Origin of the sequence: Streptomyces lasiicapitis, assembly GCF_014646335.1 — a bacterium.
Lineage (GTDB): Bacteria > Actinomycetota > Actinomycetes > Streptomycetales > Streptomycetaceae > Streptomyces > Streptomyces lasiicapitis.
Genome location: NZ_BMNG01000013.1, coordinates 74,971 through 99,467, shown reverse-complemented (window position 1 = coordinate 99,467; position 24,497 = coordinate 74,971). Strand labels below are relative to the sequence as shown.

The 24,497-nt window shown below is 71.4% G+C and carries 20 protein-coding genes; 13 read left to right on the top strand and 7 right to left on the bottom strand.

Annotated features, from left to right (window positions below):
• Positions 1 to 333: 333 nt before the first annotated feature.
• The 3 genes from IEY91_RS27685 to IEY91_RS27675 form a co-directional block, all read right to left on the bottom strand.
• The gene (locus IEY91_RS27685; RefSeq protein ID WP_189176084.1) at positions 334 to 1,026 is read right to left on the bottom strand and encodes a response regulator; all 693 of its coding nucleotides are present in this window, start codon (positions 1,024 to 1,026) and stop codon (positions 334 to 336) included.
• The gene (locus IEY91_RS27680; RefSeq protein ID WP_189176083.1) at positions 980 to 2,326 is read right to left on the bottom strand and encodes a sensor histidine kinase; all 1,347 of its coding nucleotides are present in this window, start codon (positions 2,324 to 2,326) and stop codon (positions 980 to 982) included. Before IEY91_RS27680 ends, IEY91_RS27685 begins: the two co-directional genes overlap by 47 nt.
• Before the next feature lie 284 nt (positions 2,327 to 2,610).
• Complete coding sequence (locus IEY91_RS27675) at positions 2,611 to 3,474, bottom strand: endo alpha-1,4 polygalactosaminidase (RefSeq protein WP_189176082.1); 864 nt, start codon at positions 3,472 to 3,474, stop codon at positions 2,611 to 2,613.
• 246 nt (positions 3,475 to 3,720) lie between these two features.
• On the opposite strand from IEY91_RS27675, the gene IEY91_RS41990 reads away from it, so the two are divergent.
• The 7 genes from IEY91_RS41990 (at position 3,721) to IEY91_RS42395 (ending at position 10,838) form a co-directional block, all read left to right on the top strand.
• Positions 3,721 to 4,416: a tryptophan 2,3-dioxygenase family protein gene (locus IEY91_RS41990; RefSeq protein WP_229697262.1), complete on the top strand. Its 696-nt coding sequence runs from the start codon at positions 3,721 to 3,723 to the stop codon at positions 4,414 to 4,416.
• A gap of 137 nt (positions 4,417 to 4,553) precedes the next feature.
• Complete coding sequence (locus IEY91_RS27670) at positions 4,554 to 5,474, top strand: alpha/beta hydrolase (RefSeq protein WP_229697261.1); 921 nt, start codon at positions 4,554 to 4,556, stop codon at positions 5,472 to 5,474.
• Positions 5,471 to 6,571: a hypothetical protein gene (locus IEY91_RS27665; RefSeq protein ID WP_189176080.1), complete on the top strand. Its 1,101-nt coding sequence runs from the start codon at positions 5,471 to 5,473 to the stop codon at positions 6,569 to 6,571. Before IEY91_RS27670 ends, IEY91_RS27665 begins: the two co-directional genes overlap by 4 nt.
• 24 nt (positions 6,572 to 6,595) lie before the next feature.
• The gene (locus IEY91_RS27660) at positions 6,596 to 8,185 is read left to right on the top strand and encodes an amino acid adenylation domain-containing protein (protein WP_189176079.1); all 1,590 of its coding nucleotides are present in this window, start codon (positions 6,596 to 6,598) and stop codon (positions 8,183 to 8,185) included.
• Between the two features lie 191 nt (positions 8,186 to 8,376).
• The gene (locus tag IEY91_RS27655; RefSeq protein WP_164324679.1) at positions 8,377 to 8,595 is read left to right on the top strand and encodes an MbtH family protein; all 219 of its coding nucleotides are present in this window, start codon (positions 8,377 to 8,379) and stop codon (positions 8,593 to 8,595) included.
• A gap of 41 nt (positions 8,596 to 8,636) precedes the next feature.
• A complete protein-coding gene (locus IEY91_RS27650) occupies positions 8,637 to 9,572 on the top strand; it encodes an ATP-binding cassette domain-containing protein (RefSeq protein ID WP_306309916.1) in 936 nt (311 codons plus the stop codon).
• 249 nt (positions 9,573 to 9,821) lie between these two features.
• A complete protein-coding gene (locus IEY91_RS42395) occupies positions 9,822 to 10,838 on the top strand; it encodes an ArsR/SmtB family transcription factor (RefSeq protein WP_189176077.1) in 1,017 nt (338 codons plus the stop codon).
• A 100-nt stretch (positions 10,839 to 10,938) separates the two neighbouring features.
• On the opposite strand, the gene IEY91_RS27640 is transcribed toward IEY91_RS42395, so the two are convergent.
• From IEY91_RS27640 to IEY91_RS27625, 4 genes are all read right to left on the bottom strand, one after another.
• Positions 10,939 to 13,491: an FtsX-like permease family protein gene (locus IEY91_RS27640; RefSeq protein WP_189176076.1), complete on the bottom strand. Its 2,553-nt coding sequence runs from the start codon at positions 13,489 to 13,491 to the stop codon at positions 10,939 to 10,941.
• Positions 13,488 to 14,423 carry an ABC transporter ATP-binding protein gene (locus IEY91_RS27635; protein ID WP_189176075.1) on the bottom strand — a complete coding sequence of 312 codons (936 nt, stop codon included), beginning with the start codon at positions 14,421 to 14,423 and terminating at the stop codon, positions 13,488 to 13,490. Before IEY91_RS27635 ends, IEY91_RS27640 begins: the two co-directional genes overlap by 4 nt.
• An 89-nt stretch (positions 14,424 to 14,512) precedes the next feature.
• Positions 14,513 to 15,028: a flavin reductase family protein gene (locus tag IEY91_RS27630; protein ID WP_164324689.1), complete on the bottom strand. Its 516-nt coding sequence runs from the start codon at positions 15,026 to 15,028 to the stop codon at positions 14,513 to 14,515.
• Between the two features lie 99 nt (positions 15,029 to 15,127).
• Positions 15,128 to 16,678, bottom strand: coding sequence for a tryptophan halogenase family protein (locus IEY91_RS27625; protein WP_189176074.1), 1,551 nt, complete (start codon positions 16,676 to 16,678; stop codon positions 15,128 to 15,130).
• A 413-nt stretch (positions 16,679 to 17,091) separates the two neighbouring features.
• Here IEY91_RS27625 and IEY91_RS27620 point away from each other — a divergent pair, with 413 nt between their 5' ends.
• From IEY91_RS27620 to IEY91_RS27595, 6 genes are all read left to right on the top strand, one after another.
• Positions 17,092 to 19,347, top strand: coding sequence for an MMPL family transporter (locus tag IEY91_RS27620; RefSeq protein ID WP_189176073.1), 2,256 nt, complete (start codon positions 17,092 to 17,094; stop codon positions 19,345 to 19,347).
• Between the two features lie 266 nt (positions 19,348 to 19,613).
• Positions 19,614 to 20,354 carry an AfsR/SARP family transcriptional regulator gene (locus IEY91_RS27615; RefSeq protein WP_164324693.1) on the top strand — a complete coding sequence of 247 codons (741 nt, stop codon included), beginning with the start codon at positions 19,614 to 19,616 and terminating at the stop codon, positions 20,352 to 20,354.
• A 184-nt stretch (positions 20,355 to 20,538) separates the two neighbouring features.
• Positions 20,539 to 21,555, top strand: coding sequence for a LysR family transcriptional regulator (locus tag IEY91_RS27610; protein ID WP_229697259.1), 1,017 nt, complete (start codon positions 20,539 to 20,541; stop codon positions 21,553 to 21,555).
• A 169-nt stretch (positions 21,556 to 21,724) separates the two neighbouring features.
• Positions 21,725 to 22,003, top strand: a complete 279-nt coding sequence (locus IEY91_RS27605) for an acyl carrier protein (RefSeq protein WP_164324697.1) — start codon at positions 21,725 to 21,727, stop codon at positions 22,001 to 22,003.
• Positions 22,004 to 22,068: 65 nt separating this feature from the next.
• Entirely contained in the window at positions 22,069 to 23,310 is a 1,242-nt protein-coding gene (locus IEY91_RS27600; protein WP_189176072.1) for a beta-ketoacyl-[acyl-carrier-protein] synthase family protein, read from the top strand.
• Positions 23,307 to 24,389 (top strand): beta-ketoacyl synthase N-terminal-like domain-containing protein, encoded by a 1,083-nt coding sequence (locus tag IEY91_RS27595; protein ID WP_189176071.1) that lies wholly within the window; start codon positions 23,307 to 23,309, stop codon positions 24,387 to 24,389. The genes IEY91_RS27600 and IEY91_RS27595 overlap by 4 nt, the downstream gene beginning before the upstream one ends.
• Positions 24,390 to 24,497 lie beyond the last annotated feature (108 nt).

Below are 24,497 nucleotides of genomic sequence, written 5' to 3'. Positions count from 1 at the left end.
CGCTCTGACCCTGGCGGCCTTGTGCTTGTCCCTGTCCCCGGATCCTTGGGTGATGGCTGGCGATGGCTGATGAGTGACGGCTGGCGTCGACTGACGACCGGCGCCGGCTGACGATTGCTGTCGGCCACAGCTTCGCCGGGGCGGGCGGGGTCGCGGATCGCCGTGCGGAGCGGTCTTGGGGGCTCGCCCGTGCGGGCGAGGGGTCCCTCGGGCGGGGGATGCCTTGGGGTGGCGGGGCCCAGGATTTGGTGGGGCCACAGGGGCACGGGTCGGCGGAGTCTCGGGTCGGCGGGGCCCTCAGGCAGGGAGGCGCCGCCAGGTCACCGCACGCGGTCAGTCGTTGGCGTCCGTCGTCTCTCCCGCCACGACGAGGCCGCTCTCGTACGCGCAGATCACCGCCTGTACGCGGTCGCGCAGCGCCAACTTCGAGAGGACGTTGCTGACATGGGTCTTCACGGTGTGCTCGCTGACCACGAAGGCCGCGGCGATCTCCGCGTTCGACAGGCCGCGGGCCAGCAGGCGCAGCGTCTCCTCCTCGCGGGCGGTGAGCACGGCGAGGCGCTGCGCGGGGGACGTCGTGACGGACACGGACTCGGTGGTACGTCCCCTGCGTACGAAGTCGGCGATCAGGCGCCGGGTCACGGACGGGGCGAGCAGCGAGTCGCCCGCGGCGACCACGCGCACGGCGTGCACCAGGTCGTCGCGGCGCACATCCTTGAGCAGGAAGCCGCTCGCGCCCGCGTACAGGGCGTCGTACACATACGAGTCGACGTCGAACGTCGTCAGCATCACCACGCGGCAGGTGGACTCCGCGCAGACGGCCCGCGCGGCCTCGATGCCGTCCATCACCGGCATGCGGATGTCCAGCAGGAGCACGTCCGGGGTGTGGCGGCGCACCGCTTCGAGCGCCTCGACGCCGTCACCCGCCTCCGCCACCACTTCGATGCCGGGCTGCGCGTCAAGGATCATCGTGAAGCCGCTACGGACCAGCTCCTGGTCGTCGGCCACCACTACGCGGATGCTCATCCGTCAAGGATGCCGTGGGCAGCCGCACAGCGACACGAAATCCCCCACCGGAGACGGGCCCGAGCTCAGCGAAGCCCCCACAGGCGGCCGCCCGCTCCCTGATCCCCACGATCCCCTGGCCCTTGTGCCCTCCGAGGCCGCCCCCGGTGGAGCCGTGAACGCGCGCACCACCGTTGACAGTGCCCCCTGCTCCGTCATCCGTTGCCCCGTCATCCGTGACGGTGAGCGCCAACTCGCCTTTGCCCCAAGCGAGTTCGAGGCATACGCACGCAGCCCCCGCATGCTTCAGCACATTCGTCAGCGCCTCCTGCACCACCCGATACGCCGCCACCCCCACATCCGCCCGAAGGGCAACCGGCTCCCCGGTGACCCGCAACTCCACCCGCATCCCGGCAAGTTCCACGTCCCGCACGAGCGCGGGCAACGCCGCCAACGTCGGCTGCGGCTCCCGCGCCGACGCGTCCTCCGCCTCTCGCAACACCCCCAGAATCCGTCGCAACTGCACCATCGCGTCCCGCCCGGCGGAGCCGATCGCGTCGAACACCCCCACCGCCCGGTCCGGATCGCTCCGCACCACCACGGGCCCCGCCTCCGCCTGCACCACCATCAGACTCACCGCGTGCGCCAGCACGTCATGCATGTCCCGGGCGATCCGCGCCCGCTCCTCCGCCACCGCCCGCGCCGTCTCACTGGCCCGCTCCCGCTCGAGCCGCCGCGCCCGGTCCTCCAGCGCCGCCGTGTACGCCCGCTGCACACGAGCAAGCACCCCGAACCCGTACGCACTCACGAAGCTCAGTAGATGAAAGGCGTACTCGAACGAATCGGCCCGCTCCCGGAACGTCATCGTGGCCGTCGACGCGACCAGCCACACCGCGAACACCACCCGCCGCTCCACCGGCCGCCCGACCAGCGCCAGCGTGTACAGCGCGACGAGCCCGCCGTACGCCACATCGGGAGGCGGCTGCCGGTAGATCGCCATCGCGGGCGTGAACAGGCTGACGAGATAGACGCTCGTCATGGGCGCCCGCCGCCGCCACGCGAGCGGCACGGCCGTCCCGGCGGCGAGCAGGAAGCCGAGCACCGTCAGCCGGTCGCCGCCGTCGTCGGGGAAGACGAACTGCATCGACACGGCGAACAGCACGAGCGCGGCGAGCGCGGAGTCCACGACGTACGGATGCCGACCGGTGAGGCTGGTCAGCTTGGTCAGCTTGGTCAGACGTGAAAGGCGAGTGGGACGGGAAAGGGCGGTCGGGTGGGAGGAGTTGGACGGCTGGTCGGGACGGTTGCGGCGCTGCGGCATGGGGCGGCTCCCGGGCGGAGGCGGCTGCCAGTATCGCGGCGGCCGAGGGGCCACGTCCTCACCGGTGCGAGGGATATGCGGTGGGCGGGATAGGCGTCGCGACGGATGCGTGTCGCGCCGGATGCGCGTCGCGCGGGATGCGCGTCGCGCGGGATACGCGGAGCGAGGGGCACGCAGGGTGAGGGACACGCAGGGCGCCGGACACACAGTGCGCCGGACACGCGGGGCGCCGGACACGCAGGGCGAGGTGCACCTCGGACCACGCGGACCGCCCCCGGCGAGACTCAGCACCGCCGGTACACGTACCCCCTCTCTCCAGCCGCCCGCACGTCCCGGTCCCGCAGGACGATGGACAGCTTTCCGCCCCAGCGGCGGCACGCCGCGTCGTACCCCTTCTTCTCGTATTCGATGTCGAAGACCCTCCTTTCGTACGCCGACGAGAACGCCCCGCACTCGTCGTACTGTCCGCACTCCTCGACGACCGCGAAGTCGAATCCGATGCGCTTGCCGAGGAGTTCCGCCGTGTTCTTCTGCGCGATCGCGAGGCCCTGCTCGTGCGCCCGGCGGACGAGGAGCCGGGCGAACGCCGTCGCGTCGGCCGGGTCGAGGCGGCCGTCGGAGCGGGCGTAGGAGTCGAGGTTGTCGGGCTCGATCGCGTCGAACCCGTCGCGAGCGCAGTCGTCCATCCAACGGCCGACGACGCCGAGGAGTTCCTCGCGTTTGGCGGCGGTCGAGATGTCGAGCAGCGGCTCGTCCCAGTCCTCGTCGATCACCGGGTCGCCGTCGTCGTCGCGCAGGATCAGGCCGGGGTGCTTGTCCTCCCACCAGGCGGCGGCCTCCTTGCCCGGCTGGGCCTGGAAGGCGTTGACGTAACAGATGTTGTAGCGGCCGGGGACGGGCTTGGCGGAGCGGTCGCGGGAGACGGCGCGGACGCCGTCGGGGGGCGGGTAGGCGCCGCCGAGTTGGTAGTCGAAGGCGGTGTCGGGGGACGGCGGGCGGGGGGTGTTGTCCGCGGAGGTTCGGTTCCGCTTCGCGGGTTCGTTCGCGGAGCCGGTGTCGGTCGAGCAGCTCGTGAGCACCGCGAGGGCGGCGGCGAGGGCGAGGGCGGCCAGCGGGGTGGTGCGGGTGGTGCGGGTGGTGCGGGGCATCTGACCGTCCTGGTATTCCGTGCTTGCGGTCCGTGGTGAGGTGCGCTTTTAAGTGTGCACTTGATGACGGTGCTTGGGGAATTTCCGCTGGTTAGGCTCGCAACACGAAGCCAACGTCGTACGAAGTCTCAGCGCCATAAGAAGCCGACGTCATACGAACCCAAAGCCACGCCATTACGCGACCGCCGGGAATTCGGTGCGCGCGTGCAAGCGCAGACCCTTCCGTCTGCGAGGAAGGGGTCTGCTGTGAACGGCCGAGCCGTCGAACCGTCCTATGGGCAGATACTCCAGCTCGATGAACTCCTGAAGAGCGCGCGCGTGCACGAAGACGACGACGTGGACAGCGTCCTGTTCCTGGCCACGCACCAGTCGTGCGAGATCTTCTTCGCCGTCATGCTGCGGCACTTGGAGGCGGTCCGCGCCGCTCTCGACGCGGGTGACGCTCCTCTCGCCGCCCGTCGGGTCGCGCCGCTTCCCATCATCGTGAGCACGCTGACGCGACAGTTCGACGGCCTCGCCACGCTCACCCCCGCGGCATTCGACGCGATACGCACGGAGCTGGGCAGCGCGAGCGGATTCCAGTCCGCGCAGTTCCGGGAGGTCGAATATCTCTGCGGGCTGCGGGACACGCGTTTTCTGAACACCGAGGGATTCTCCGAGGGCGACCGGGCGCGGCTGCGCACCCGTCTGGAGGAGCGCTCCGTACAGGAGGCGTACCGCGACTTCGTCGAGGGCTGCGCCGACCCGGCCGCCGTCGAGCAGGTCCGTGGAGCGCTGATCGACTTCGACGAGGCGCTCGCGATATGGCGCGCCCGGCACGCGGTCCTCGCCGAGCGCTTCCTCGGCGGTGCCACGGGGACGGCGGGGTCGGACGGCGCCAAGTACCTCTGGCTCGCGGCGCGGCGCAGGGTGCTGCCGGATGTGTGGGCGGCGGCGTCGTGACGGGTGCACCGACCGCGCCGGGTACATCGGCTGCGCCGGGTGCACCGTTTGCGCCGGGCGCGCCCACTGCCCCCTGTGCGCCGCGCGGCGAGGAGGAGCGACGTGAGCTCGATCGCGAGTATTCGCCCAGCTCCCTCGTGGACGACCTCACCGACCACCTCGACCGGTACGCGGCCGACAGCGCCCGAGCCCGTGCCGAACTGACCGTCCATCGGGACATCCCCTGCGGCCCGCTGCCCGAGCAGTCCCTCGACTACTTCCCCGCGCCCGACGCCGACGCCCCCCTCCTCGTCTTCGTGCACGGCGGCTACTGGCAGGAGCTCAGCAAGTCCGAAGCCGCCTTCGCCGCCCGGGACTTCGTGGCGGCGGGCATCTCCTTCGCCGCCCTCGGCTACGGCCTGGCGCCCGCGTACTCGATGCGCCGGCTCACGGCGGCGGCGGTCGAGTCCCTGCGCCGGATCTGCACGGGCCGCGCCGGACTGCCGGGCGCGCCCCGCACGGTGCACCTGGCCGGGCACTCCGCCGGCGCGCACCTCGTCGCCTCCGCGCTGCTCGACACGGCGGGCTGGCGGCAGGCGGGGACCGAGCCGTCCGCCGCGGTCGCCTCGGCCACACTCGTCAGCGGGGTGTACGACCTGGAACTGCTGCGGCACACGTACGTCAACGACGCGCTGGGCATGGACGGGGCGGAGGCACGCGAGTGCAGCCCGATGAGGCTGCTGCCGGAGGCGTCCGGGGCGCCCACTCCGGCGGCCGGGGTGCCCGCCCTGCCCCGCCTGATCGTCGCCCGCGGCGAGAACGAGACCGGCGAATTCGCCCGACAGCAGCAGGAGTTCGTGCGTCGGGCGCGACTCGGCCGTGCCGAGGTCACGGACCTGGTCGTGCGCGGGCGCCACCACTTCGACCTGCCCTTCGACCTGGGGAATCCGGCGACCGCACTGGGCGCGGAGGTGCTGCGGGGGATCCGTTCGACGCGACCCGTAGGGGTCGGGTCAGGGCGGGCTGGGGGACAGTCCGGATATGGCGGGCGGCGTGCCGCGGGAACACTCGAATCATGAAGCCACTGACCTCCATCGGCGCCCGCAGATCCGCCACTTCGGCGCCCCTGCTGCGGCTGTTCGTGATGTCGGGCATCCTCACCGTCCTCATCACCCGCGCCTTCCTCGCGCTCGCCGGCTATCCCAAGCTCGGCAGCAAGGACCCGGACGCCACGGTGCACATCTCGCACATGCTGTGGGGCGGGCTGCTGATGGCGCTGAGCCAGATCGCCCTCCTCGGCCTCGCCGGGCGCAGGCTGCGCAGAGGCGCGGCCCTGGTCGGCGGCGTCGGCTTCGGCCTGTTCATAGACCAGGTCGGCAAACAGGTGTCGAACGAGGGGTACTTGTACGCCCCGGCGGCAGGGTTGATCTACCTCAGCTTCGCCGTCCTCGTCGTGATCGCCTGGCGTGCCGACGACAAGCTGCCGGGCGGGCGCCGCGAGGCCCCCGACGTCGCTGCGGCCACGCGGACGTCCCAGGCGGCCGAGCTGCTGCTGCACGGCGTGGACGACGGCTTGACGGCCGCCGAGAAGGCCAGGGCGCGCCTGCTTCTCGCAGGGTCGCCACGGGAGACCGACCGCGCGCTGCTGCGGGCCCTGGACACGCTGCCGCAGCGGGAGCCCAAGGTCCGTGCATGGCACGGCGCTTGGGAAGAGATATGCCGCCGCTTCGGCGGGCTCGCGGCCCGCACCGGCGTGGTCAGGGCGGCGGTGGTCCTCGCGGTGCTGTTCGGCTTCCTGCGCCTGGGCCGCCTGGCCGCGAGCGGCCTCGGGGGTCCGGACAGCGAGCGCGAGTGGAACGCGCTGGTGGTGGCCATGGCCTGCGCGGCGGTCACCTGGGGCCTGTACGTGCACGCGGTCCGCAAGCTGCGCCGCGACCGCCCCGCTGCCTTCCGCGCTCTGCGCACGGGCGTCCTGATCGACCTGCTGCCGGGCCAGGTCCTGAACTTCACGATCCACCAGTTCTCGGCCGTCCAGGACCTGGTCCTCGACGTCCTGCTGCTCGCCGTGGTCACGGCGGAGCTGCGCCGCATGGACCGGCCCGCGGCGGACCGGAGAGAGACCAGGGACGCCGGGGACTTCCCGGCCCTGATGACCGGGCGCGCCCCGGCACGATGACAGGAGTGGACGATGGTGACGTCGATGGTCTCGTCAGTGGTACACCCCAGCGTGCTGTCCGGCGCCGTACGCCGTGTCGAAGCCGACTCGGTGGTGCGGATGGTGCGTGAGCACGCGCTGCTGCGGCCGGACGCGGTGGCCGTGGAATCGGCCGGCCACTTCCTGACGTTCCGTCAACTATGGGGTGATGCCCTGGCCGTGGCCGCCGGACTGAAGGAGGCTGGTGTCGGCCCCGGCGACCGCGTTGCCCTGTGGGCCGATCGCACGGCCGGAGTGGTGACCGGAGCGCTGGCCGTGATGGCGCTGGGCGCTGCCTACGTACCGATCGACCCCTCCCACCCGGGCGACCGCACGGCGGCCGTCCTCGCGGGCGCCGACCCATCCGCCCTGCTGCACGACGGGGGTCCGTCCGCGGCCCGGCTGCCCCAGGTGCGGGTGCCCGTGCTCGACGTGCGGGAGCTGGTGGCGGCGGGAGCGTCGGTCGCGGCGGGCCGGCCGGGTGCCGTCGCGCCGCCGGAGCCCGAGCTCCCGGGCCCGGAGGACATCGCGTACGTGGTCTTCACCTCCGGCTCGACCGGCACGCCCAAGGGCGTGATGGTGCCGCACGCCTCCCTCGCCAACTACGTGTCGTGGTGCGGTGAACTGGTCGGCGGCGCGGGCGTCGGCAGCCCGCTGTTCGCGAGCCTCGGCTTCGACCTGGCGATGACATCGCTGTGGGTGCCGCTGGCCCGGGGCCTGCGGGTGGTGACGGTGTCAGGGCTGCACGACCAGGGGACGCTCTTCGGTGCCCGCGAGGACAAGTACACCTTCGTGAAGCTGACGCCGTCGCACGCCCGCTTCTTCGACGTCCTGGCGGAGCCGCCGAGGTACGACCTCGCGACGCGGCTGCTGATGTTCGGCGGCGAGGGCCTGGACCCGGCGCTCATCTCCTCGCTCGCCCCCCGCCTGGACGGCGTCCGGCTCCTCAACCACTACGGCCCGACGGAGACCACGATCGGCTGCTGTGCCTACGCCTTCGACAGCACCCGCGTGCCCACGACCCCGACGGTTCCGATCGGCAGCCCCGCCTGGAACACCCGCGCCTATGTCGTCGACGACCAGCTCCGGCCGGTCGCGCCGGGCCAGGCCGGCGAGCTGGTCATCGCGGGCCGCGCGGTAGCCGCCGGATATCTCGGCGGCCGGGACGCCGCCGCGAAGTTCCTCGACGAAGGGGACCTGGGCGGCGCACCCGGCCGGGCCTACCGCACCGGGGACATGGTGGAACTGCTCCCGGAAGGCGCCCTCCTGTACCTGGGCCGAGGCGACGACCAGCTGAAGGTCAACGGCCACCGAGTGGAACTGGGCGAACTGCGCCACCACGTCCTGTCCGTCCCGGGCGTCGCCGACGCGGCCTTCGACATAGTCCGCGGCCCCGTGGACAGCCTCGAACTCTTCATACGCACCAAGGACGGCACCACCACCGCCACCGACCTCCCCGACACGGTCCGAGAAGCCCTGACCGCGGCCCTCCCCTCGGCCCTCGTCCCCGAGTCGGTCAGCCTGGTCCCGCACATAGTCTTCAACGCCAACGGCAAGTGCGATGTAGCAGCGACGCGCCGCCAGCTGGACGACTAGGCGCACCCCACCCGGCGGTTTTTCAGCCCGTCCGGCGCCTGAGGTCGAGGCCGAAGGCCGACTTGCCCGCTCCGCCAAGTGTCAGCGGCTTGTCAGCGCCGTGCCGAGAACATGACGCTACGGGCCAGGAGCGTGCGCTCCCGCACCAAGCGCCAGGCCCGCCCTGACGACTCGGATACGGAGAGTGCGACGTGTCGAACCCCTTTGAGGACCCGGACGGAACCTTCCTGGTGCTGGTGAACGACGAGGGCCAGCACTCCCTGTGGCCCGCGTTCGCGCCGCGACCGGACGGATGGACGGTGGCGTGGGGCGAGGGCCCGCGGGATCAGGCCCTCGCGTACGTCGAGGAGCACTGGACGGACATGCGCCCGAGCAGCCTGCGCGAGTCGTCGGGCAGTACGGCGGCCTGACGGGCCGTCGGTCACCGGAGCGGGGAGCTGGAGGAGTACTCGTGGGCATGGCGATTCAGGCGGAGGGTCTGCGCAAGCGCTACGAGCAGACCGAGGCACTCGGCGGCGTCGACCTGGAGGTGCCGGGCGGCACCGTGCTCGGCCTGCTCGGGCCGAACGGCGCGGGCAAGACGACGACCGTGCGGATGCTGGCGACGCTGCTCGAACCGGACGGCGGCCGCGCCGAGGTGGCCGGCTTCGACGTGGTGAGGCAGCCGCGCGAGGTGCGGCGCAGGATCGGCCTGGCCGGTCAGTACGCGGCGGTGGACGAACACCTCACCGGCCGGGAGAACCTGGTCCTCATCGGGACGCTGCTGCACCTGGGCCGGCGGTCGGCGCGGGAGCGGGCGGAGAGCCTGCTGGACCGCTTCGACCTGACGGGGGCGGGCGACCGTCCGGTGCGTACGTACTCCGGTGGGATGCGGCGGCGGCTCGACCTGGCCGCGTGTCTGGTCGCCACGCCGTCCGTGCTGTTCCTGGACGAGCCGACGACGGGCCTGGATCCGGTGAGCCGGATGGGGCTGTGGAACGTGGTGCGCGAGCTGGTCGCGGACGGGATGACCGTGCTGCTGACGACGCAGTATCTGGAGGAGGCCGACTTCCTGGCCGACCGGATCACGGTCATCGACTCCGGCCGGGTCATCGCCGACGGCACGCCGGACGAGCTGAAGCGGAAGGTCGGCGAGGAGCGGCTCGAGGTGTCGGTGGCGCGGCTGGACGGCGTGGCCGCCGCGGTGACCGCGCTGCGTGCGGTGTCGGCGGACGAGCCGTCCGTGGACGCCGACGGCCTCATATCCATCGCCCTGGGCGACGGCATGGGCGGACTCGCCACGGCCGCGGTCGCCCTGCGCGAACAGGGCGTCGAGGTGGCCGACTTCGCGCTCCGCAGGCCGACGCTGGACGACGTGTTCGTCACGCTCACCGGCAAGTCGACGTAGTCGGCGTGACGGCCTGAGCGAGCACGGGCCCGCCGTCGACCGGGACCGCCGGGCCACCTGGGCCGCCAGGCCTGCCAGGCCTGCCAGGTCGAGCACCCGCCGGTCGGGTCGCACGGCCGACGGTGCCGACGGCCCACGAGCCCGACGGACCGGGCCCACCTTCTTCTTCCTCTCACCACTTCCTACTTCTTCTCTTCGTGCGGGACCCACAAGGGACACGGGGCACGCGGGACACCTGGGGGCAACGCCATGCAACGAATCCACTTCACCGCCGCGGACTTCGCGCGGACGCGTCTGAAGACGACGGCCGGGCCGCTCGCCGAGACGGCGTTCGCGTACGGGCTGCTCGGGCGCGGCATCGGGGCGCCGTTCGCGCGCTGGCGCAGCCAGGTCGGCAAGCGCCTCGCGCAGCGGCCGGGGCTGCTCGCGGGCGCGGGCGACCTGCCCGACCTGGACGCGTTGCTGCGGGGCATCGAGCGTTCCGACCGGGCGATGAGCGGTGATCTCCTGGACGCGGCGGCGCCGGTGCCGCAGGTGCCCGCGCAGGAGGCGCCCGGTGAGCTGTCGCAGTTGTGGAAGGCGGTCGTGGCGCCGTACTGGGACCGCATCGTGGCCTACCTGGAGGCCGAGTGCGACGCGCGCGGCCGGGTGGTGATGGCGGGCGGCGTCGATCTGCTGCTCGCGACCCTGCACTCCAAGATGACGTGGAAGGCGCCGGTCCTGGAGATCCACGACGGCCCCGACGAGGACATCCACCTGGGCGGGCGCGGTCTCGTGCTCACGCCGTCGGTGTTCCTCAACCACCGTGCGGGCCGCGTCACCAGGAAGCTGGGGGAGAACAGCCCGGTCGTCCTCGCCTTCGCCACGCCCCCGGACGTGCAGCAGGCGGCCGCGCTGTGGGACGAGCCGGACGCCGAGGAGAGCGCCCAGAGCCTCGGCGCCCTGGTCGGCCAGACCCGCGCCGCCGCCCTGCACGTGCTGCGGGCCAGCTGCACCACCAGCCAGCTCGCCGACCGCCTCGGCATCTCCGCGGCCGGCGCCAGCCAGCACACCGCGGTGCTCCGCCAGACCGGCCTCATCACCACGCGCCGCATCCGCAACACGGTCCTTCACACGCTGACCCCGCTGGGCGTCGCCCTGCTCAAGGGCATGGCCGCACGTCCCGCCACCGAGCAGCACACGCCCCGCCGCCGCACCCAGTCCGCTCCGCGGCTGCGCGTCCTGGACGCCATACCGGCCCAGCGCACCGTGCGGCACGCCTCGTAGGCCAAGCCGTACGAAGTAAGCCAAGCCGTACGAAGAACCCCCGGCGCGCATCCCGCGTCGGGGGTTCCTTCGTGCCCGGGGGCCCGGGCGTGCCCGGGGCCTACTCCCGTACCCCCACCGCCTCCACCGGCCGGTTCCTGAGGACCGTCAGGGCCGAGATCAGGGTCGTGGCCAGGGTGAGGGCGAAGGCCGCCCCGACCACCACGGCGAAGATCCAGGGGGAGCCCTCCGGTGTGGCCGTGCCGAGGACGCTCATGCTCAGCGGCACCAGCGTGAGGGCCGCGACGATCGAGCCGAGGACGATGCCCGCGAGGGCAACCAGGGCGGCCTCCATCGCCATCATCTGCATGACCTGGCGGCGGGTGGCGCCGATGAGCCGTTGGAGCATGAACTCGCGGCGGCGTTCGGTCGTCGCCAGGGCCTGGGTGTTGACCAGGGCGATCACCGCGTAGCCGACGACGACGCCGAGGACGAGGTAGGCCATCCAGGCCTGGGTGTCGTCCTGTTCGGCCTGGGCGGCGGCCAGGGTGTCGCGGCTGGTGACGCGCAGTCCGGGCTGTTGCTCGGACAGCGCGTCGAGCGTCGCGGTCAGCTCGGCGCGGTCGGTGCCGGGCTCGGCCGTCACCATGATGCGCGGGATCAGGCCGGAGTCGGTGTGCTGGGCGAGGAACGCGGCGGGCAGCAGCGCGGTTTCGTAGCCCCGCTCGCCCTTGACCGTGGCGACCAGCTTGAGGCTGACGCGGCTGCCGTCGCCGAGGCGCATCGGGACCATGTCGCCGACCTTGTGGCCGTCGGTGTAGCGGGTGGGCAGGGCGACGGTCTTGCCGCGCAGGGCGCCGAGGCTGCCCTCGGTCGCGCGGAACGCCGTGGTCTTCGTGATGCCCTCGGGCGTGACGCCCGCGAGCGCCATCTCGGGCGGGTCGGCCGCGCCCTCGCCGCTGTCGGCGGTCGGCTCGACCGGCGTCCGCGGCTCGACGTATCCGATGCTGGAGACCTGCGCGGAGGCCGCCGCGACGCCCTTCTGCTTCTGGACCGTGTCGACCATGTCCAGGGGCAGGCCCCCGGCGTCGGAGGTGACGGCGAGGTCGGCGCGCAGGCTGTCGTCGAACGCCCGCTCCGCGCCACGGGAGTTGGTGGTCTGCATGTAGATCAGGGCGATGGCGAGTCCGGTGGCGAGCATGACCGGCATCACCGCGCCCGCGAACCGTGCCGTGCGCGCCTTGGAGTTGAGGGTGGCGAGGCGCCCGGAGAGGCCCGACAGCGCGCTCACCGGCCGGAACAGGCCCGCCGTCATGGCGCGCGTCAGCACAGGACCGAGCAGCCCGAACCCGGCCGTCCACACCATCGCCGCGGGGGTCGCCGCCCCGGCCGCCTTGGGCCCGTCCATCCCGGCCGTGACCACGGCGAGCGCCGCGCCGCCGCCGAGGCAGAGCACCGCGAGGACCACGCGCGGCCAGCTGAACCAGCGCCGCTCCAGGCCCGCTTCGGACAGCGCCTCCGTGGGCCGGGTGCGGGCCGGGCCGCGGGCCGCGATGAACGCCGCGCCGACCGCCGTGATCAGCGCCGTGGACGCGCCCGCGATCAGCGGGAGGCTGCCGGCGTGGAACTCCATGCTGTCCGGTACGACACCGGCGGAGGCGAACGCGTCGAGCAGCATCCGGCCGAACTGCGGGCCGAGCGCGCAGGCGAGGCCCGCCGCGATGACCGTGAGCAGCAGTGTCTCGCCGAGGATCAGCCGGCGCAGCTGGCCGGGGGTGGCGCCGATCGCGCGCAGCAGCGCCATCTCGCGCTGACGCTGCTGGATGGAGAGGCCGAGGGTGCTGGCGACCACGAACACGGTGACCATCGCGGCGAGTCCGCCGAAGGCCGCCGCGAGGGCGACCAGGTCGTCGCCGCCGGAGACGATGTCGGGGTTCTCGGCGCGGCCGCGCTCGGAGCCGGTGAGGACGGTGAGGGCCGGGGTGCCGAGGGCCTTCTCGACGGCCTTCGCGACCTGTCCGGCGTCCGCGCCGGAGGCCGGGAACACGCCGATCACGTCGGCCTTGCCGGGGCGGGCGGAGAGCTCGGCGGCCCGCGCGTCGCTGAGGAAGACGCTGCCGGAGCCGCCGTCGCCCCGGGCGAGCCCGGAGACCTCGAAGTTCTGGGCGCCGCCGCCGACGAGCAGCCGGACGCGGTCGCCGGGCTTCAACCCGGCCTGCCCGGCGAGGCGTTCGTCGAGGACGACCTGGCCGGGTCCGGAGGGCGCGGCGCCTGAACTGACGCGGTACGGCGTGAGCTTGGCGGAGGACCAGCCGTGGCCGGTGACCTTCGCGGCGGCCTGCTTGCCGTCACCGGACGCGAGCGCGGCCGGGAACGACACGTCCGGCACGGCCGCGCCGACGCCCTCGACGGACTTCAGCTTCTTGGCCAACTCGGCGTCCACGGGGACGCGTTCGATGAACGGCTCCTCGCTCTGGGTGCCGAGATAGCGCTGGTCGGCGCTGACCACGATGGGCGCGGCGGCAAGGCGCTCGGGCTGCGCCGTGCTCTTCAGGGCGCTCTGCAGCAGTCCGCCGCAGCCGACGACGATCGCGGCGCCGAAGAACAGCGCGATGAACGAGGCGAGGAACCCCGTCCGGTGATGGCGCAGGGTGCGCAGGGCGATCCTGATCATCGCAGTCCCTCCCACGCGGGCGCCTGCACGGACGGCCGCACGGACCGGCCACCGGACGCCTGCCCGGACCCGCCCCCGGCACCCGGGACCTGCCCGAGCCCGCCGTCGGCCACCCCGGCCCCGGCCACCCGCTCCGCCACCTGCGCCGCCTCCGGCGCGACCCGCTCCGTCCCCCACGCCCCGAGGTGCGTCATCCGCTCGGCCACCTGGTCGGGAGTGGGCCGCTCCAGGGAGCTGACGATGCGGCCGTCGGCGAGGAACACCACGCGGTCGGCGTGCGCGGCGGCCACCGGGTCGTGCGTGACCATCACGATCGTCTGCCGCGCCCACTGCACGGCCTCGCGCAGCAGGATGAGGACTTCGCGCGCGGTGTGCGTGTCCAGGGCGCCGGTGGGCTCGTCGCCGAAGATGACCGCGGGCTCGGTGACCAGGGCGCGCGCGATGGCGACGCGCTGCTGCTGGCCGCCGGAGAGCTCGCCGGGACGGCGCTGCTGCATCCCGGCGAGCCCGACCCGCTGCAGGACCTCGTCCACGGCGTCCTGCTTGGGCCTGCGGCCCGCGAGGCGCAGCGGCAGCGTCACGTTGTCGAGCACGCTGAGCGCGGGCAGCAGGTTGAACGCCTGGAAGATGAAGCCGATCCGCTCGCGGCGGAGTTTGGTCAGCGCACGTTCCTTGAGGGCGGAGAGCTCCACGCCGTCGAGCCGCACCGAGCCCGACGTGGGCCGGTCGAGGCCGGCGGCGCAGTGCAGAAAGGTGCTCTTGCCCGAGCCGGAGGGGCCCATGACGGCGGTGAAGGTGCCCCGGTCGAGGCCGATGGACACGCCGTCGAGGGCGGTCACCTGGTTCTTCTGGCCCTTGGCGCCGCCGTAGATCTTGTGCACGGCGTCGAGCCGTACGACTTCCTGGGTGTCGGGGCTTGAGGTCCCGCTCATGAATGCGTCCTTCGTCGGGAGTGGATGGGGCGGGGTCGCGGAGTGTGCCGTCGGGCCGTGCGCCGAAAGGGGTGCCGTGGGCCGGGAGGTCAGGTCCGGGACCAGGAGCGGAACTGCCGGAGTCCGTACAACAGCGGTTCCTGTACGTGTCGTTGGGTGATGCGGCGGGTCTCGCCGAAGACGGTGACGTGGCTGCCCATGCGCTGGGTCAGGACCACGTCGCAGTCGGCGACCGTGTGCGCGTCACGGATCAGATGGGGGCCCGCGGCCTCGGCCGTGTGCTCCCAGGGCGTCATGCGGAAGCGGTCGGGGTTGCCGGAGGCGAACAGCTCGGCCACGTCCTGGGCGCCTTCGTGCAGCAGGTTCACGGTGAAGGCGCCGGACTCCAGGGCGGCGGCGAGGGTGGGGCTGTCCGCGCGCAGGCAGACGAGGAGGGTGGGCGGGTCGATGGAGACGCTGCACACCGCGGAGCAGGTCATGCCGCGCGGCTCACCGGCGGCGTCGAGCGCGGTGACCACGCAGACGCCGGTGGGGAAGCGGCTCATCATCGTGCGGAAGCCGTCGGGTGTCGCCTCGGCGGCCACTTGCAGGGCGGGATCGCTCATGGGAGGGCCTTCCTGGCTCGGTGGGGGCGGGCATCCCGGCCGCGGGGGGCGCGGCCGGGGTGCCCGGGACGTCGGTGGCGCGGCCGGGGGTGCCGGTCGTCACCGCATCCGCGCGAAGTAGTCGTACGCCGGCGGCAGGGCCGAGGTGAGGGCCTTCGTCTTCTCGCGGATGGCGGCGAACTCGCGTGCCGCCGCGTCCGGTTCACTGAGCCGGGTGGCCGGCGAGGGCTTCAGGTCGATGCCGCCCATGCCGAGCAGGATGCACATGTACGAGTACGGCGGCAGGCCGTGGTAGTAGGGGAAGACGGTCTCGGAGTCGGGCAGTTGGACCTTCCACTTCTCGATGCGATCGGCGAGCCCGTCGGGCAGCGGGCGGGTCTTGGTGTCGCGCCAGTACTGGGTGTCGGAGCGCTTGGCGGCGGCGTAGTGCAGGGCGAGGAACTCGCGTACGCCGTCCATGACGTTGGCGATCGCGGTGTTGTAGAGGTCGCGGTGCGCCGGCTCCCAGGCCTCGTCGGGGAAGTTCTTGGCGAGCTGCTCGATGGCGTGGTGGATGAAGAAGATGCCGGTGGACTCCAGGGGCTCGACGAATCCGCTGGACAGGCCGATGGCGACGCAGTTCTTCACCCAGGAGTTCTCGCTGCGGCCGATGCGCATCTTGATGTGGTTGGCGGGCACGTCCGCGGCCGCGGGGCCCACGAACTCGCGCAGGGTGCGCTCGGCGTCCTCGGGCGAGAGGTAGTCCTTGGCGTACACATAGCCCGTGCCGACGCGGCCCATGAGCGGGATCGTCCAGATCCAGCCGGCGTCCTGGGCGGTCGCCGTGGTGCACGGCAGGATGCCGCGCTTCTGCATGTCCATCGGCACCTGGAGGGCGACCGCGCTGTCGTTGGGCAGCGTGTCCTGATACGAGATGAACGGGGTCTCCAGGGCCTTGTTCAGGAGCAGGCCGCGGAAGCCAGTGCAGTCGATGTACAGATCGCCGGTGATGTCGCCGTGGTCGGTGGTGCTGACCCCGGAGATCCAGCCGCGCTCGTCCAGGTCGACCTTCTGGACGTCGTCGACGATGTGCTTGACGCCGCGCTCCACGGAGTACTTCGTCAGGTACTTGGCGAGGAGGGCGGCCTCGAACTGGTAGGCGTACGGGAACTGGGTCTTGCCCTGGTGCTCGGACATCGTCAGGCCCTGCATCTCGTCCGCGCCCTCGACGAAGGGCTGGTCGATCAGCGTGCCGTCGAGGTGGCGCGGGCTGAGCCCGGCGTCGATGACCGAGGCCATCACGAAGCAGTCCTTGTCGAACCGGTCCGTGGGGCCCTGCTGGAGCCACCAGTCGGTCAGCGGCAGGCCGTTGACCGACCGCATCTGCTCGAAGGGGTGGTAGAAGTAGTGCCCTTTCTCGCGCCAGTCCTCGAAGCGGACGGCGAGCTTGTACGTGGCGTTGCACGCAGGCATCCAGTCCTTCTCCTTGAGCCCCAGGAACTCGAAGAAGTGGCGGATATCGCTGAACGTGGCCTCTCCGACGCCGACCGTACCGACGTTGCCGGATTCCACGAGCGTTATGTCTATTCGATCGCCGAACGCGGCCTTGAAGTACGAGGCCGTCATCCATCCTGCAGTTCCGCCGCCAACAATCACTACACGGTTGAGCATTGGTGACTCCCGTCGGGTGGCTTCACGATTGAAAATGAGCCTAGGAGTGCGCCTCGCGCCGAACCAGGTCCTTAAGCATCGACCGAAACTCGCAGGTGAAGAGAAGGAACGCGACCGTTCACACGGAGTGCTTCGCGCTTGTCAGAGAACTGTCAGCGGGAGTTCGCAAGCATAGCTTCGGGCCTCTGTGTGCCCTGATGTCCCGGTGATCACGACGGCTGTTTTCGGCCTCCCGAATTCCCGGTGGAGAACACGCGGACCAGGCCGTTCCGGTCGCCGGACCGGCCCTGACGGTCGGGACTCGGCCAGATCCCGGGGCCGGGCCGAGGCGTGGTTGACGCCCCTTCCGGGCACCTGTAATCCTCAACTTACACATGAAAGAACGTACTGACCGATGTTGAGGAGCCGGTGCCATGAAGAAGCAGCCGACCGTCCTGAGAGTGGCCAACTGGAGCGCCCTGCACCCGGGCAAGGCGATCGTGGGGTGGTTCGTCTTCGTCGCCGTCTGCCTCGCCGTCGGCCTCGCCCTCGGCAACCAGCGCGCGGGTGACGGAGACTTCCAGGTCGGCGAGTCCGGCCGCGCCGAAGCCATCGCCTTAAAGGCGGACGTGCAGGACCGGCCCACCGAGCACGTGATGATCTACGCCAAGTCCGGCGCCCTGGACTCAGGGCAGGCCGAGGCCGCCGCCCGGGACGTCACTGCCCGGATGAAGCAGCTCCCAGAAGTGGTCGGCGTACGCGACCCAGTGACCGCCGACAGCGGAAAGATGCTGCGCGTGGAGGTGTCCATGAAGGGCACCAAGCGCGAGGCCAAGGACTACATCGAACCGCTGCTCGACGAGACCGCCGCCGTACAGAAGGCCCACCCCGGCCTGGTCGTCGAGGAGATCGGCGACGCGTCGGTGACGTACGGCCTGGAGAAGCAGCGCGGCAAGGACCTCACCAAGTCCGAACTCATCACGTTCCCCGTCACGCTGGTGACGCTCCTGGTGGTCTTCGGCTCGCTCATCATGATCAGCGTGCCGCTGCTCCTCGCGCTCACCTCCATCGTGGGCGCCGTGGGCCTGTCGATGGTCGTCTCGCACGCCGTGCCCGACTCGGGCCTTGGGATGAACATGATCCTGCTCATCGGCATGGCCGTAGGCGTCGACTACACCCTCTTCTACCTCAAGCGGGAGCGCGAGGAGCGTGAGCTGGCCGGCGGCAGGCTCTCGCCGGAGGCCCTCGTCGGCATCGCCGCGGCGACCTCGGGGCGCGCGGTCGTCGTCTCCGCCCTCGCCGTCATCGTCTCCACCGCCACGCTCTTCCTCGCCAACGACACCATCTTCTCCACGCTCGCCACCGGCACCATCGTGGTGGTAGTCGTCGCGATGATCAGCTCCATCACGGTGCTTCCCGCGCTCCTGGTGAAGATCGGCCGCCGCATGGACCGCAAGGCGCAGCGCGCGATGGAGCGCGGCAAGCCCCTCAAGCGCCGCACCCCGGAGAAGAACGGCCGTGTCTGGGCAGCCCTGTTGAAGCCCGCGCAGAAGCGGCCCGTGGCCACGCTCGTCGTCGCCGTCCTGGTGATGCTCGGCCTCGCCGCCCCCGCGCTCGGCATGGAGCTGCGCGTACTGAACAAGGACACCCACTCCCGCCAGATCCCCGAGATGCGCGCCTACGACCGCCTCAACGACGCCTTCCCGCAACTGCGCGGCGAGCACTGGGTCGTCGTGCACGGCCCCCAGGGCAGCCAGGGCGAGATCCGCGACGCCCTCACCGCGCTCAAGGAGAAGACGAAGGCCGACCCGGACTTCGCCCGCACCCCCGCCGAGGTGCGCACCTCCAAGGACGGCAGGACCAGCCTGCTCACCCTGCGCGTGCCCTTCAAACTCGGTTCCGACCAGGCCAAGGACTCCCTCACCCATCTGCGGGACGACTACGTCCCCGCCACCGTCGGCAAGGTCCAGGGAGCGGCGTACGGAGTCGACGGACCGATCGCCGTCGACCGCGACTATCTCGACAACCAGAACTCCAAGATGCCGCTGATCCTCGGCGTGCTGCTGCTCGTCACCTTCGTGATGACGGTCCTCGTCTTCGGCTCCGTGGTGCTCGGACTCATCGGCGTTGTCCTCAACCTGCTGTCCGTGGCCGCCGCGTTCGGCGTGCTCACCGTGTTCTTCCAGTGGGGCCTCGCCTCCACCTTGTTCGGCTTCGAGGCCAGTGCCACCAGTGAGATCGGCTCGCGCGTCCCGCTGTTCCTGTTCGTGATCCTCTTCGGGCTCTCGATGGACTATCAGGTCTTCGTCGTCAGCCGCATCAGGGAGGCCGCGCTCGCCGGTATGCCCACCCGCGAGGCGGTGATGGACGGTCTTGCCAAGTCGGCCAAGGTCGTGACCAGCGCGGCCGTCGTGATGGTCACGGTGTTCTCCACCTTCGTCTTCCTGCACCTCGCGGAGATGAAGCAGATCGGCTTCAGCCTCGCCGTGGCCGTGCTCCTGGACGCCTTCATCATCCGCATCCTGATCCTGCCCTCGGCCATGGTCCTGCTCGGCAAGGCCAGTTGGTGGCCGTCGACAAGGCTGCGCCGCGCGGCCGAGGCCGCCGAGGCCGCCGAGCCCGCAGCTGCCCCCGAGGCTCCTGTGACGGACGCTCCCAAGGTCCCCGTCGTGGCTGCTCACACGCGCTAGCCCGCCCCCCGAGACGGGCGCCGGACCGGAATCCCCCGCCGGTCCGGCGCCTTCGACCTGCGTACGAGCGCCGCTCAAGCTTGTGACACGTGCGGCCATACCACCTCCCGCCCCGCCGCACCGCCGGATGGTATTTCCCGGCGCGGTCGCCGCCGGGGCACCATGTGGAACACGAGCTGACAGACGAATCGTTACGGGGGTCTGGCACGATGGAAATTCAAATCCTTGGCTCTGTTTTCCTGTCCCATGGAGACAAGCAGTACGCGATGGCGTCCCGGCGTGTGAGTTCCGTGCTCACCGTTCTCGCACTCACACCGCGGGAGCCGATTCCGTCCGATCAGCTCGTCGACGAACTCTGGGGCGAACGCCGCATGGCGAATGCGCGCAACGCCCTGCACGCCAATGTCGGCCGGCTGCGCAAATTCATGGAATCCATCACCGGCACCAGCGGTGTCGACCTCATTCGCACCGTCGGCAGCGGATATCTCCTCGACGTACCGCCGGAGACGGTGGACGCGCACCGATTCCTGAAGCTCGCGGATTCCGGCGCCGACCTGGTGCACCGCGACCCGGCCGCGGCCATCGCCCGCCTGGAACAGGCACTCGCGCTGTGGCGCGGGCCCGCCCTGCTCGACGCCTGCGAGGGACTGCGCTGCCGCATCAGCGCGGCCCAGCTCGAAGAGCGCCGCATCACCGCGTACGAGGATCTGACCGCCGCCAAACTCGCGGTCGAGGCACACCGCGTATCGGTGACCGAATTGCGCCAGCTCGCCACGGAACACGCCGAGCGCGAGCGGCTCAGTGAACTTCTGATGCTCGCCCTTTACCGTGACGGACGGCAGGCGGAGGCACTTGAGGTCTTTCACGGAGCGCGCCAGCGCCTCGCCACCGACCTCGGTCTTGAGCCCGGCCGCGCCCTGAACCGCGTCTACCAGGCGATCCTCCAGCAGGACGAGGGCCTGGGCGAGCCCCGCCAGGCGCTTGCTTACGTGGGGCAAACATCCTGACGAATTACCCCCAATGGGGATCGTCGGCCAATCCTGTCGGTATGGCCTGAACGCCGTGAACTTCCGTTCACCCGGCGTCGGTTAATGCGATGGTCAGTAGACAGTCAACGCCCCTCCTGGTTAAGGTTCTTGGGCGTCTCGCATGCGGTCGTTTCAGTTCAAGTGCACCTCTTCAACAACTTCCGTGAGGCGTTCGGGGGATTTGCCTTCAGGGGGTTACGGGGACTTGGACATAGAACTGCGCCACGCGCGGATAGTGGCCACAATCGACAGTGCCGGAAGCATTTCCAAGGGAGCGAGCGAGCTCAATCTGCCGCAGCCCAGCCTCACCGCACAGTTACGCAGGATCGAAAGAGCGGTGGGCGGCGACCTGTTCATCCGGTCCCGCGCCGGGGTCACCCGCACCGCACTCGGCGAACGGCTCATCCCCATGCTGTCCGACCTGGTCAAACGCGCGGACGAAGTGATGGCCGCGGCGGCCGCGCCCACCTCGGGACCGCTGCGGTTCGGCAACATGGAGTGGACGCCGCCCACCTTGCGCGGCGCGCTCCAATCGGCGCTGCCCGCCGTGGAGTTGCAGACGGTCACCATGGACCCGGCGACCGCCGTGGAAGGGGTGCAGAGCGGCACGCTCACCGCCGCCCTCGTCCCGAGCATCACCGTCGCCGAAGCTGCCGAGGGCCCCGAGCCGGCCCTCGGCAAGATGCTGATCGTGCGCGAACCCGTCTGGCTCGCCCTGCCGTTGCAGCATCCGCTGGCCGGACGGCACATCCTGGAGCCCGGCGAGCTGGCGACGCTCGGCTGGGTGCGCTACTCGCAGGACCACTGGTTCCACGCCATCGAACGGCAGTTGTTCGCTGCCTTCGACCACCCGGACCTGGAGGTCCTGCACCGCGTCGACGGGCACCGCGAGGCCATGAACTGGGTGCGGGACCTCGGCGTCGCCGCGCTCACCCCGCCCACCGGCGCGACCACGGACGTGCGCCTGGTGCCGCTCACCGGTCCCGAGCGCGTCGAGATGCTCCTGGTGTGGCGCAGCGGCGCCGTGCCCCGGGAGACCCTGCGCAAGCTGGTCGACACCGTCCGCCAGTACTACGGCGAGTACGCCCGCACCGTGCCCGGGTACTGGCACTGGATCGTCGAACACCCCAGAGACTTCCTGGAGTTGAACGGCTTCACGCCGCCGGTCGTTCCCTCCTAGTGGGAACGCCCTGGATAGAACGTTCGTTTTAGTACGGGTATATGTGTCAGCCCCCGCACCGCCACGCCCGGCGGCGCGGGGGCTGACGTGTGTGGCGGAGGCGGGGCTTCCGGACGTCGGCACGCACAAATCAGCCACTTGTCAGGGGTCCTTCGCCAGCATCGTCGGCATGACTACAGCCAATGAACTGGCAGCGGTGGACCGCGCCAAGATCAAGGACATCGTCTGCGACATCCTCGAGATCGAGCCGGACGAGCTGACCGACACCAGCCTGTTCAAGGAGGAGCACGACGCGGACTCGATGGCCGCCATCGAGATCCTCTCCCAGCTGGAGCGCGCCTTCGGCGCCGACATCGACCAGGCCGACCTGCCCCGCATGGTGCACCTCGACGGCATCGTCGCGGTGGTCGCCGAAGCCCTCGCCGCCCGTTCCGCCGACGGCAACTAGCCGTCGTACTGGCGGAATTCGTGCTCGGGCCCGCGGGCCATCCACGACTGGGACCACTGGAGGGCATGGTGTACGACAAGGAGCAGCGGCCGCGCCGCGTGGTGATCACCGGCCTCGGCACGGTCACCAGCATCGGCCTCGGCGTGACCGCCTTTCTCGACGGGCTGCGATCCGGCCGCGGCGGGGTCAAGCCCCTCACGGGCTTCGACACCACGGGGTTCGCACATGCGAACGGCTGTGAGGTCGACGACTTCGACCCGGCGCGCTGGATCCACCACGTCGACCCCGACGGGCTCGGCCGCGCCACCCAGTTCGCGGTGGCCGCCGCGGGCATGGCCGTGGCCGACGCGGGCCTCAGCCAGGAGGAGCTGAGGGCGCGCAGGTCCCTGGTGTCCGTCGGCACCACCGACGCCGAGACCCGCGACCTGGACGCCCTCACCGGGGTCCAACTGGCCGAGGGTCCCGAAGCCTTGGACCCGAAGGTGGCGCGCCGCGCGCAGGCCGGGCGGCTCTCCACCGGCATCGTCCGGGAGCTCGGCCTCACCGACGTGGAGGCGCTGACCATCCCGACCGCCTGCGCGGCCGGCAACTACGCCATCGGCAACGGCTTCGACGCGATCCGCGACGGCGACGTGGACGTGGCGCTGTGCGGCGGCGCGGACGCGGTGTGCCGCAAGAACTTCGTCGGCTTCTACCGCCTCGGCACCGTCGCCCCCGAGGTCTGCCAGCCCTTCGACAAGGACCGCAAGGGCATCCTCACCGGCGAGGGAGCGGGCATCCTGCTCATGGAGAGCCTGGACTCCGCGCTCGCCCGCGGCGCCCGGATCTACGCCGAGGTGCTCGGCTACGGCCTCAACTGCGACGCCCACCACCCCGTCGCCCCCGACCAGGACTCCCTGGCCCGCTGCATGGAGGTGGCGCACCGCAACGCCGGAGTGAAGCCCGAGGACATCGACTTCATCTCGGCGCACGGCACCGGGACCCGCGCCAACGACGTCACCGAGACCGGCGCCATCCGGCAGGTCTTCGAAACCCCGCCGCCCACCGTCTCCATCAAGTCCATGATCGGCCACTCCATGGGGGCGGCCAGCGCGCTCGCCTCCGCCGCCTGCGCCCTCGCCCTCACCGAGGGCTTCATCCCGCCCACCGTCAACCACGGCGAGACCGACCCCGAGTGCGGTCTGGACTGCGTGCCGAACGAGGCGCGCCCCGCCGAGCTGAACGTGGTGCAGAACAACGCGCTCGCGTTCGCGGGCAACAACGCCGTGCTGATCCTCGGCCGGCACCACCGGGAGGCCGCGCGATGAACGACCTCGTCCTGTCCGCCTGGTCGGCGGTCACCCCCTACGGCGTGGGCGGCGAGCCATTCCGCGCCGGCGTCACCTCCGGCAGCGAGGCCGTCGCCGTACTCGACCGCGAGACCCACCCCGGCCCGTTCACGCGCGGCGCCGTGATCCCGGACTTCAGCGCCGCCAAGTACGTCGGCAAGAAGGGCACCCGGACCATGGACCGGGAGACCGCCATCGCCGTCACCGCCTTCGGCCGGCTGATCGCCGACTGCGGCGACGCCCTCACCGAGCGCCCCGACGAGGTCGGCCTGGTGCTCGGCACCGGATCCGGCAGCGTACAGAGCATCATGGACTTCACCCGCGACTCCCTGACGGGGGAGCGGCCCTACCACGTCGACCCGGCCCGCTTCCCGAGCACGGTCATGAACCGGGCCACCGGGCAGAGCGCCATCCGGCACGGCATCAAGGGCCCCAACACCACCGTCGCGGGCGGCTCCCTGACCGGACTGCTCGCCCTCAGCTACGCGCAGCGGCTCTACAAGGGCGGGCACTGCGCCCGCGTCCTGTGCGGCGCCGCCGAGGAGTACTCCACGCAGCGCGCCTGGCTGGAGTGGCACGGCCGCGGCGAGGCCGAGCGGGACGTGCCGCTCGGCGAGGGCGGCGCCGTGTTCCTGGTGGAGCCCGCCGCGGGCGCTCGTGCCGCGGGGCGGGGGCCGCTCGCGCGGATCCTCGCCACCCGGTTCCGCGCCTTCCACGCGCCGGACGGGGCGCGGGAGGCGCTCGCCGCGTGTGTGCTTGCCGCACTGGAGACGGCCGGGGTCAGCGCCGACTCCGTACGCGTCGTCGCGCCGCTCGGCCTCGGCGGGGCCCTTGCGGGGCAGGAGGAGCAGGGGATCGCCGATGCGCTCGGCGACGTGCGGCCGCGGAGGCTGCGGGTCAGTGAGCTGCTCGGGGACACCTCGGCTGCCGCCACCGGCTTGCAGATCGCAGCCGTCCTCGCCGCGGCGGGGGCGCGTGGCCTCGGCCCCGGCGAGACTGCCCTGGTCACCGGGGTCGAACGCGACGGCACGGTGGGCTGCGCCCTGCTTGGCGGGTGACGGCCTGTCCCGTGGCCTGGGTGCCGTCCCTGGGGGCTCCGCCCCCAGACCCCCGTATCGGCCTGAACGGCCTCGTCCTCAAACTCCCCCAAGCTCTTAAGGAGCAGG

What these genes read in the sequence shown, in the direction of transcription:
- IEY91_RS27625 (WP_189176074.1), bottom strand. Translation starts at nt 16,678, where the DNA reads ATGCTCAACCGTGTAGTGATTGTTGGCGGCGGAACTGCAGGATGGATG.
- IEY91_RS27660 (WP_189176079.1), top strand. Translation starts at nt 6,596, where the DNA reads ATGGTCTCGTCAGTGGTACACCCCAGCGTGCTGTCCGGCGCCGTACGC.
- IEY91_RS27640 (WP_189176076.1), bottom strand. Translation starts at nt 13,491, where the DNA reads ATGATCAGGATCGCCCTGCGCACCCTGCGCCATCACCGGACGGGGTTC.
- IEY91_RS27600 (WP_189176072.1), top strand. Translation starts at nt 22,069, where the DNA reads ATGGTGTACGACAAGGAGCAGCGGCCGCGCCGCGTGGTGATCACCGGC.
- IEY91_RS27630 (WP_164324689.1), bottom strand. Translation starts at nt 15,028, where the DNA reads ATGAGCGATCCCGCCCTGCAAGTGGCCGCCGAGGCGACACCCGACGGC.
- IEY91_RS27605 (WP_164324697.1), top strand. Translation starts at nt 21,725, where the DNA reads ATGACTACAGCCAATGAACTGGCAGCGGTGGACCGCGCCAAGATCAAG.
- IEY91_RS42395 (WP_189176077.1), top strand. Translation starts at nt 9,822, where the DNA reads ATGCAACGAATCCACTTCACCGCCGCGGACTTCGCGCGGACGCGTCTG.
- IEY91_RS27675 (WP_189176082.1), bottom strand. Translation starts at nt 3,474, where the DNA reads ATGCCCCGCACCACCCGCACCACCCGCACCACCCCGCTGGCCGCCCTC.
- IEY91_RS27615 (WP_164324693.1), top strand. Translation starts at nt 19,614, where the DNA reads ATGGCGTCCCGGCGTGTGAGTTCCGTGCTCACCGTTCTCGCACTCACA.
- IEY91_RS27665 (WP_189176080.1), top strand. Translation starts at nt 5,471, where the DNA reads ATGAAGCCACTGACCTCCATCGGCGCCCGCAGATCCGCCACTTCGGCG.
- IEY91_RS27635 (WP_189176075.1), bottom strand. Translation starts at nt 14,423, where the DNA reads ATGAGCGGGACCTCAAGCCCCGACACCCAGGAAGTCGTACGGCTCGAC.
- IEY91_RS27685 (WP_189176084.1), bottom strand. Translation starts at nt 1,026, where the DNA reads ATGAGCATCCGCGTAGTGGTGGCCGACGACCAGGAGCTGGTCCGTAGC.
- IEY91_RS27595 (WP_189176071.1), top strand. Translation starts at nt 23,307, where the DNA reads ATGAACGACCTCGTCCTGTCCGCCTGGTCGGCGGTCACCCCCTACGGC.
- IEY91_RS27680 (WP_189176083.1), bottom strand. Translation starts at nt 2,326, where the DNA reads ATGCCGCAGCGCCGCAACCGTCCCGACCAGCCGTCCAACTCCTCCCAC.
- IEY91_RS27620 (WP_189176073.1), top strand. Translation starts at nt 17,092, where the DNA reads ATGAAGAAGCAGCCGACCGTCCTGAGAGTGGCCAACTGGAGCGCCCTG.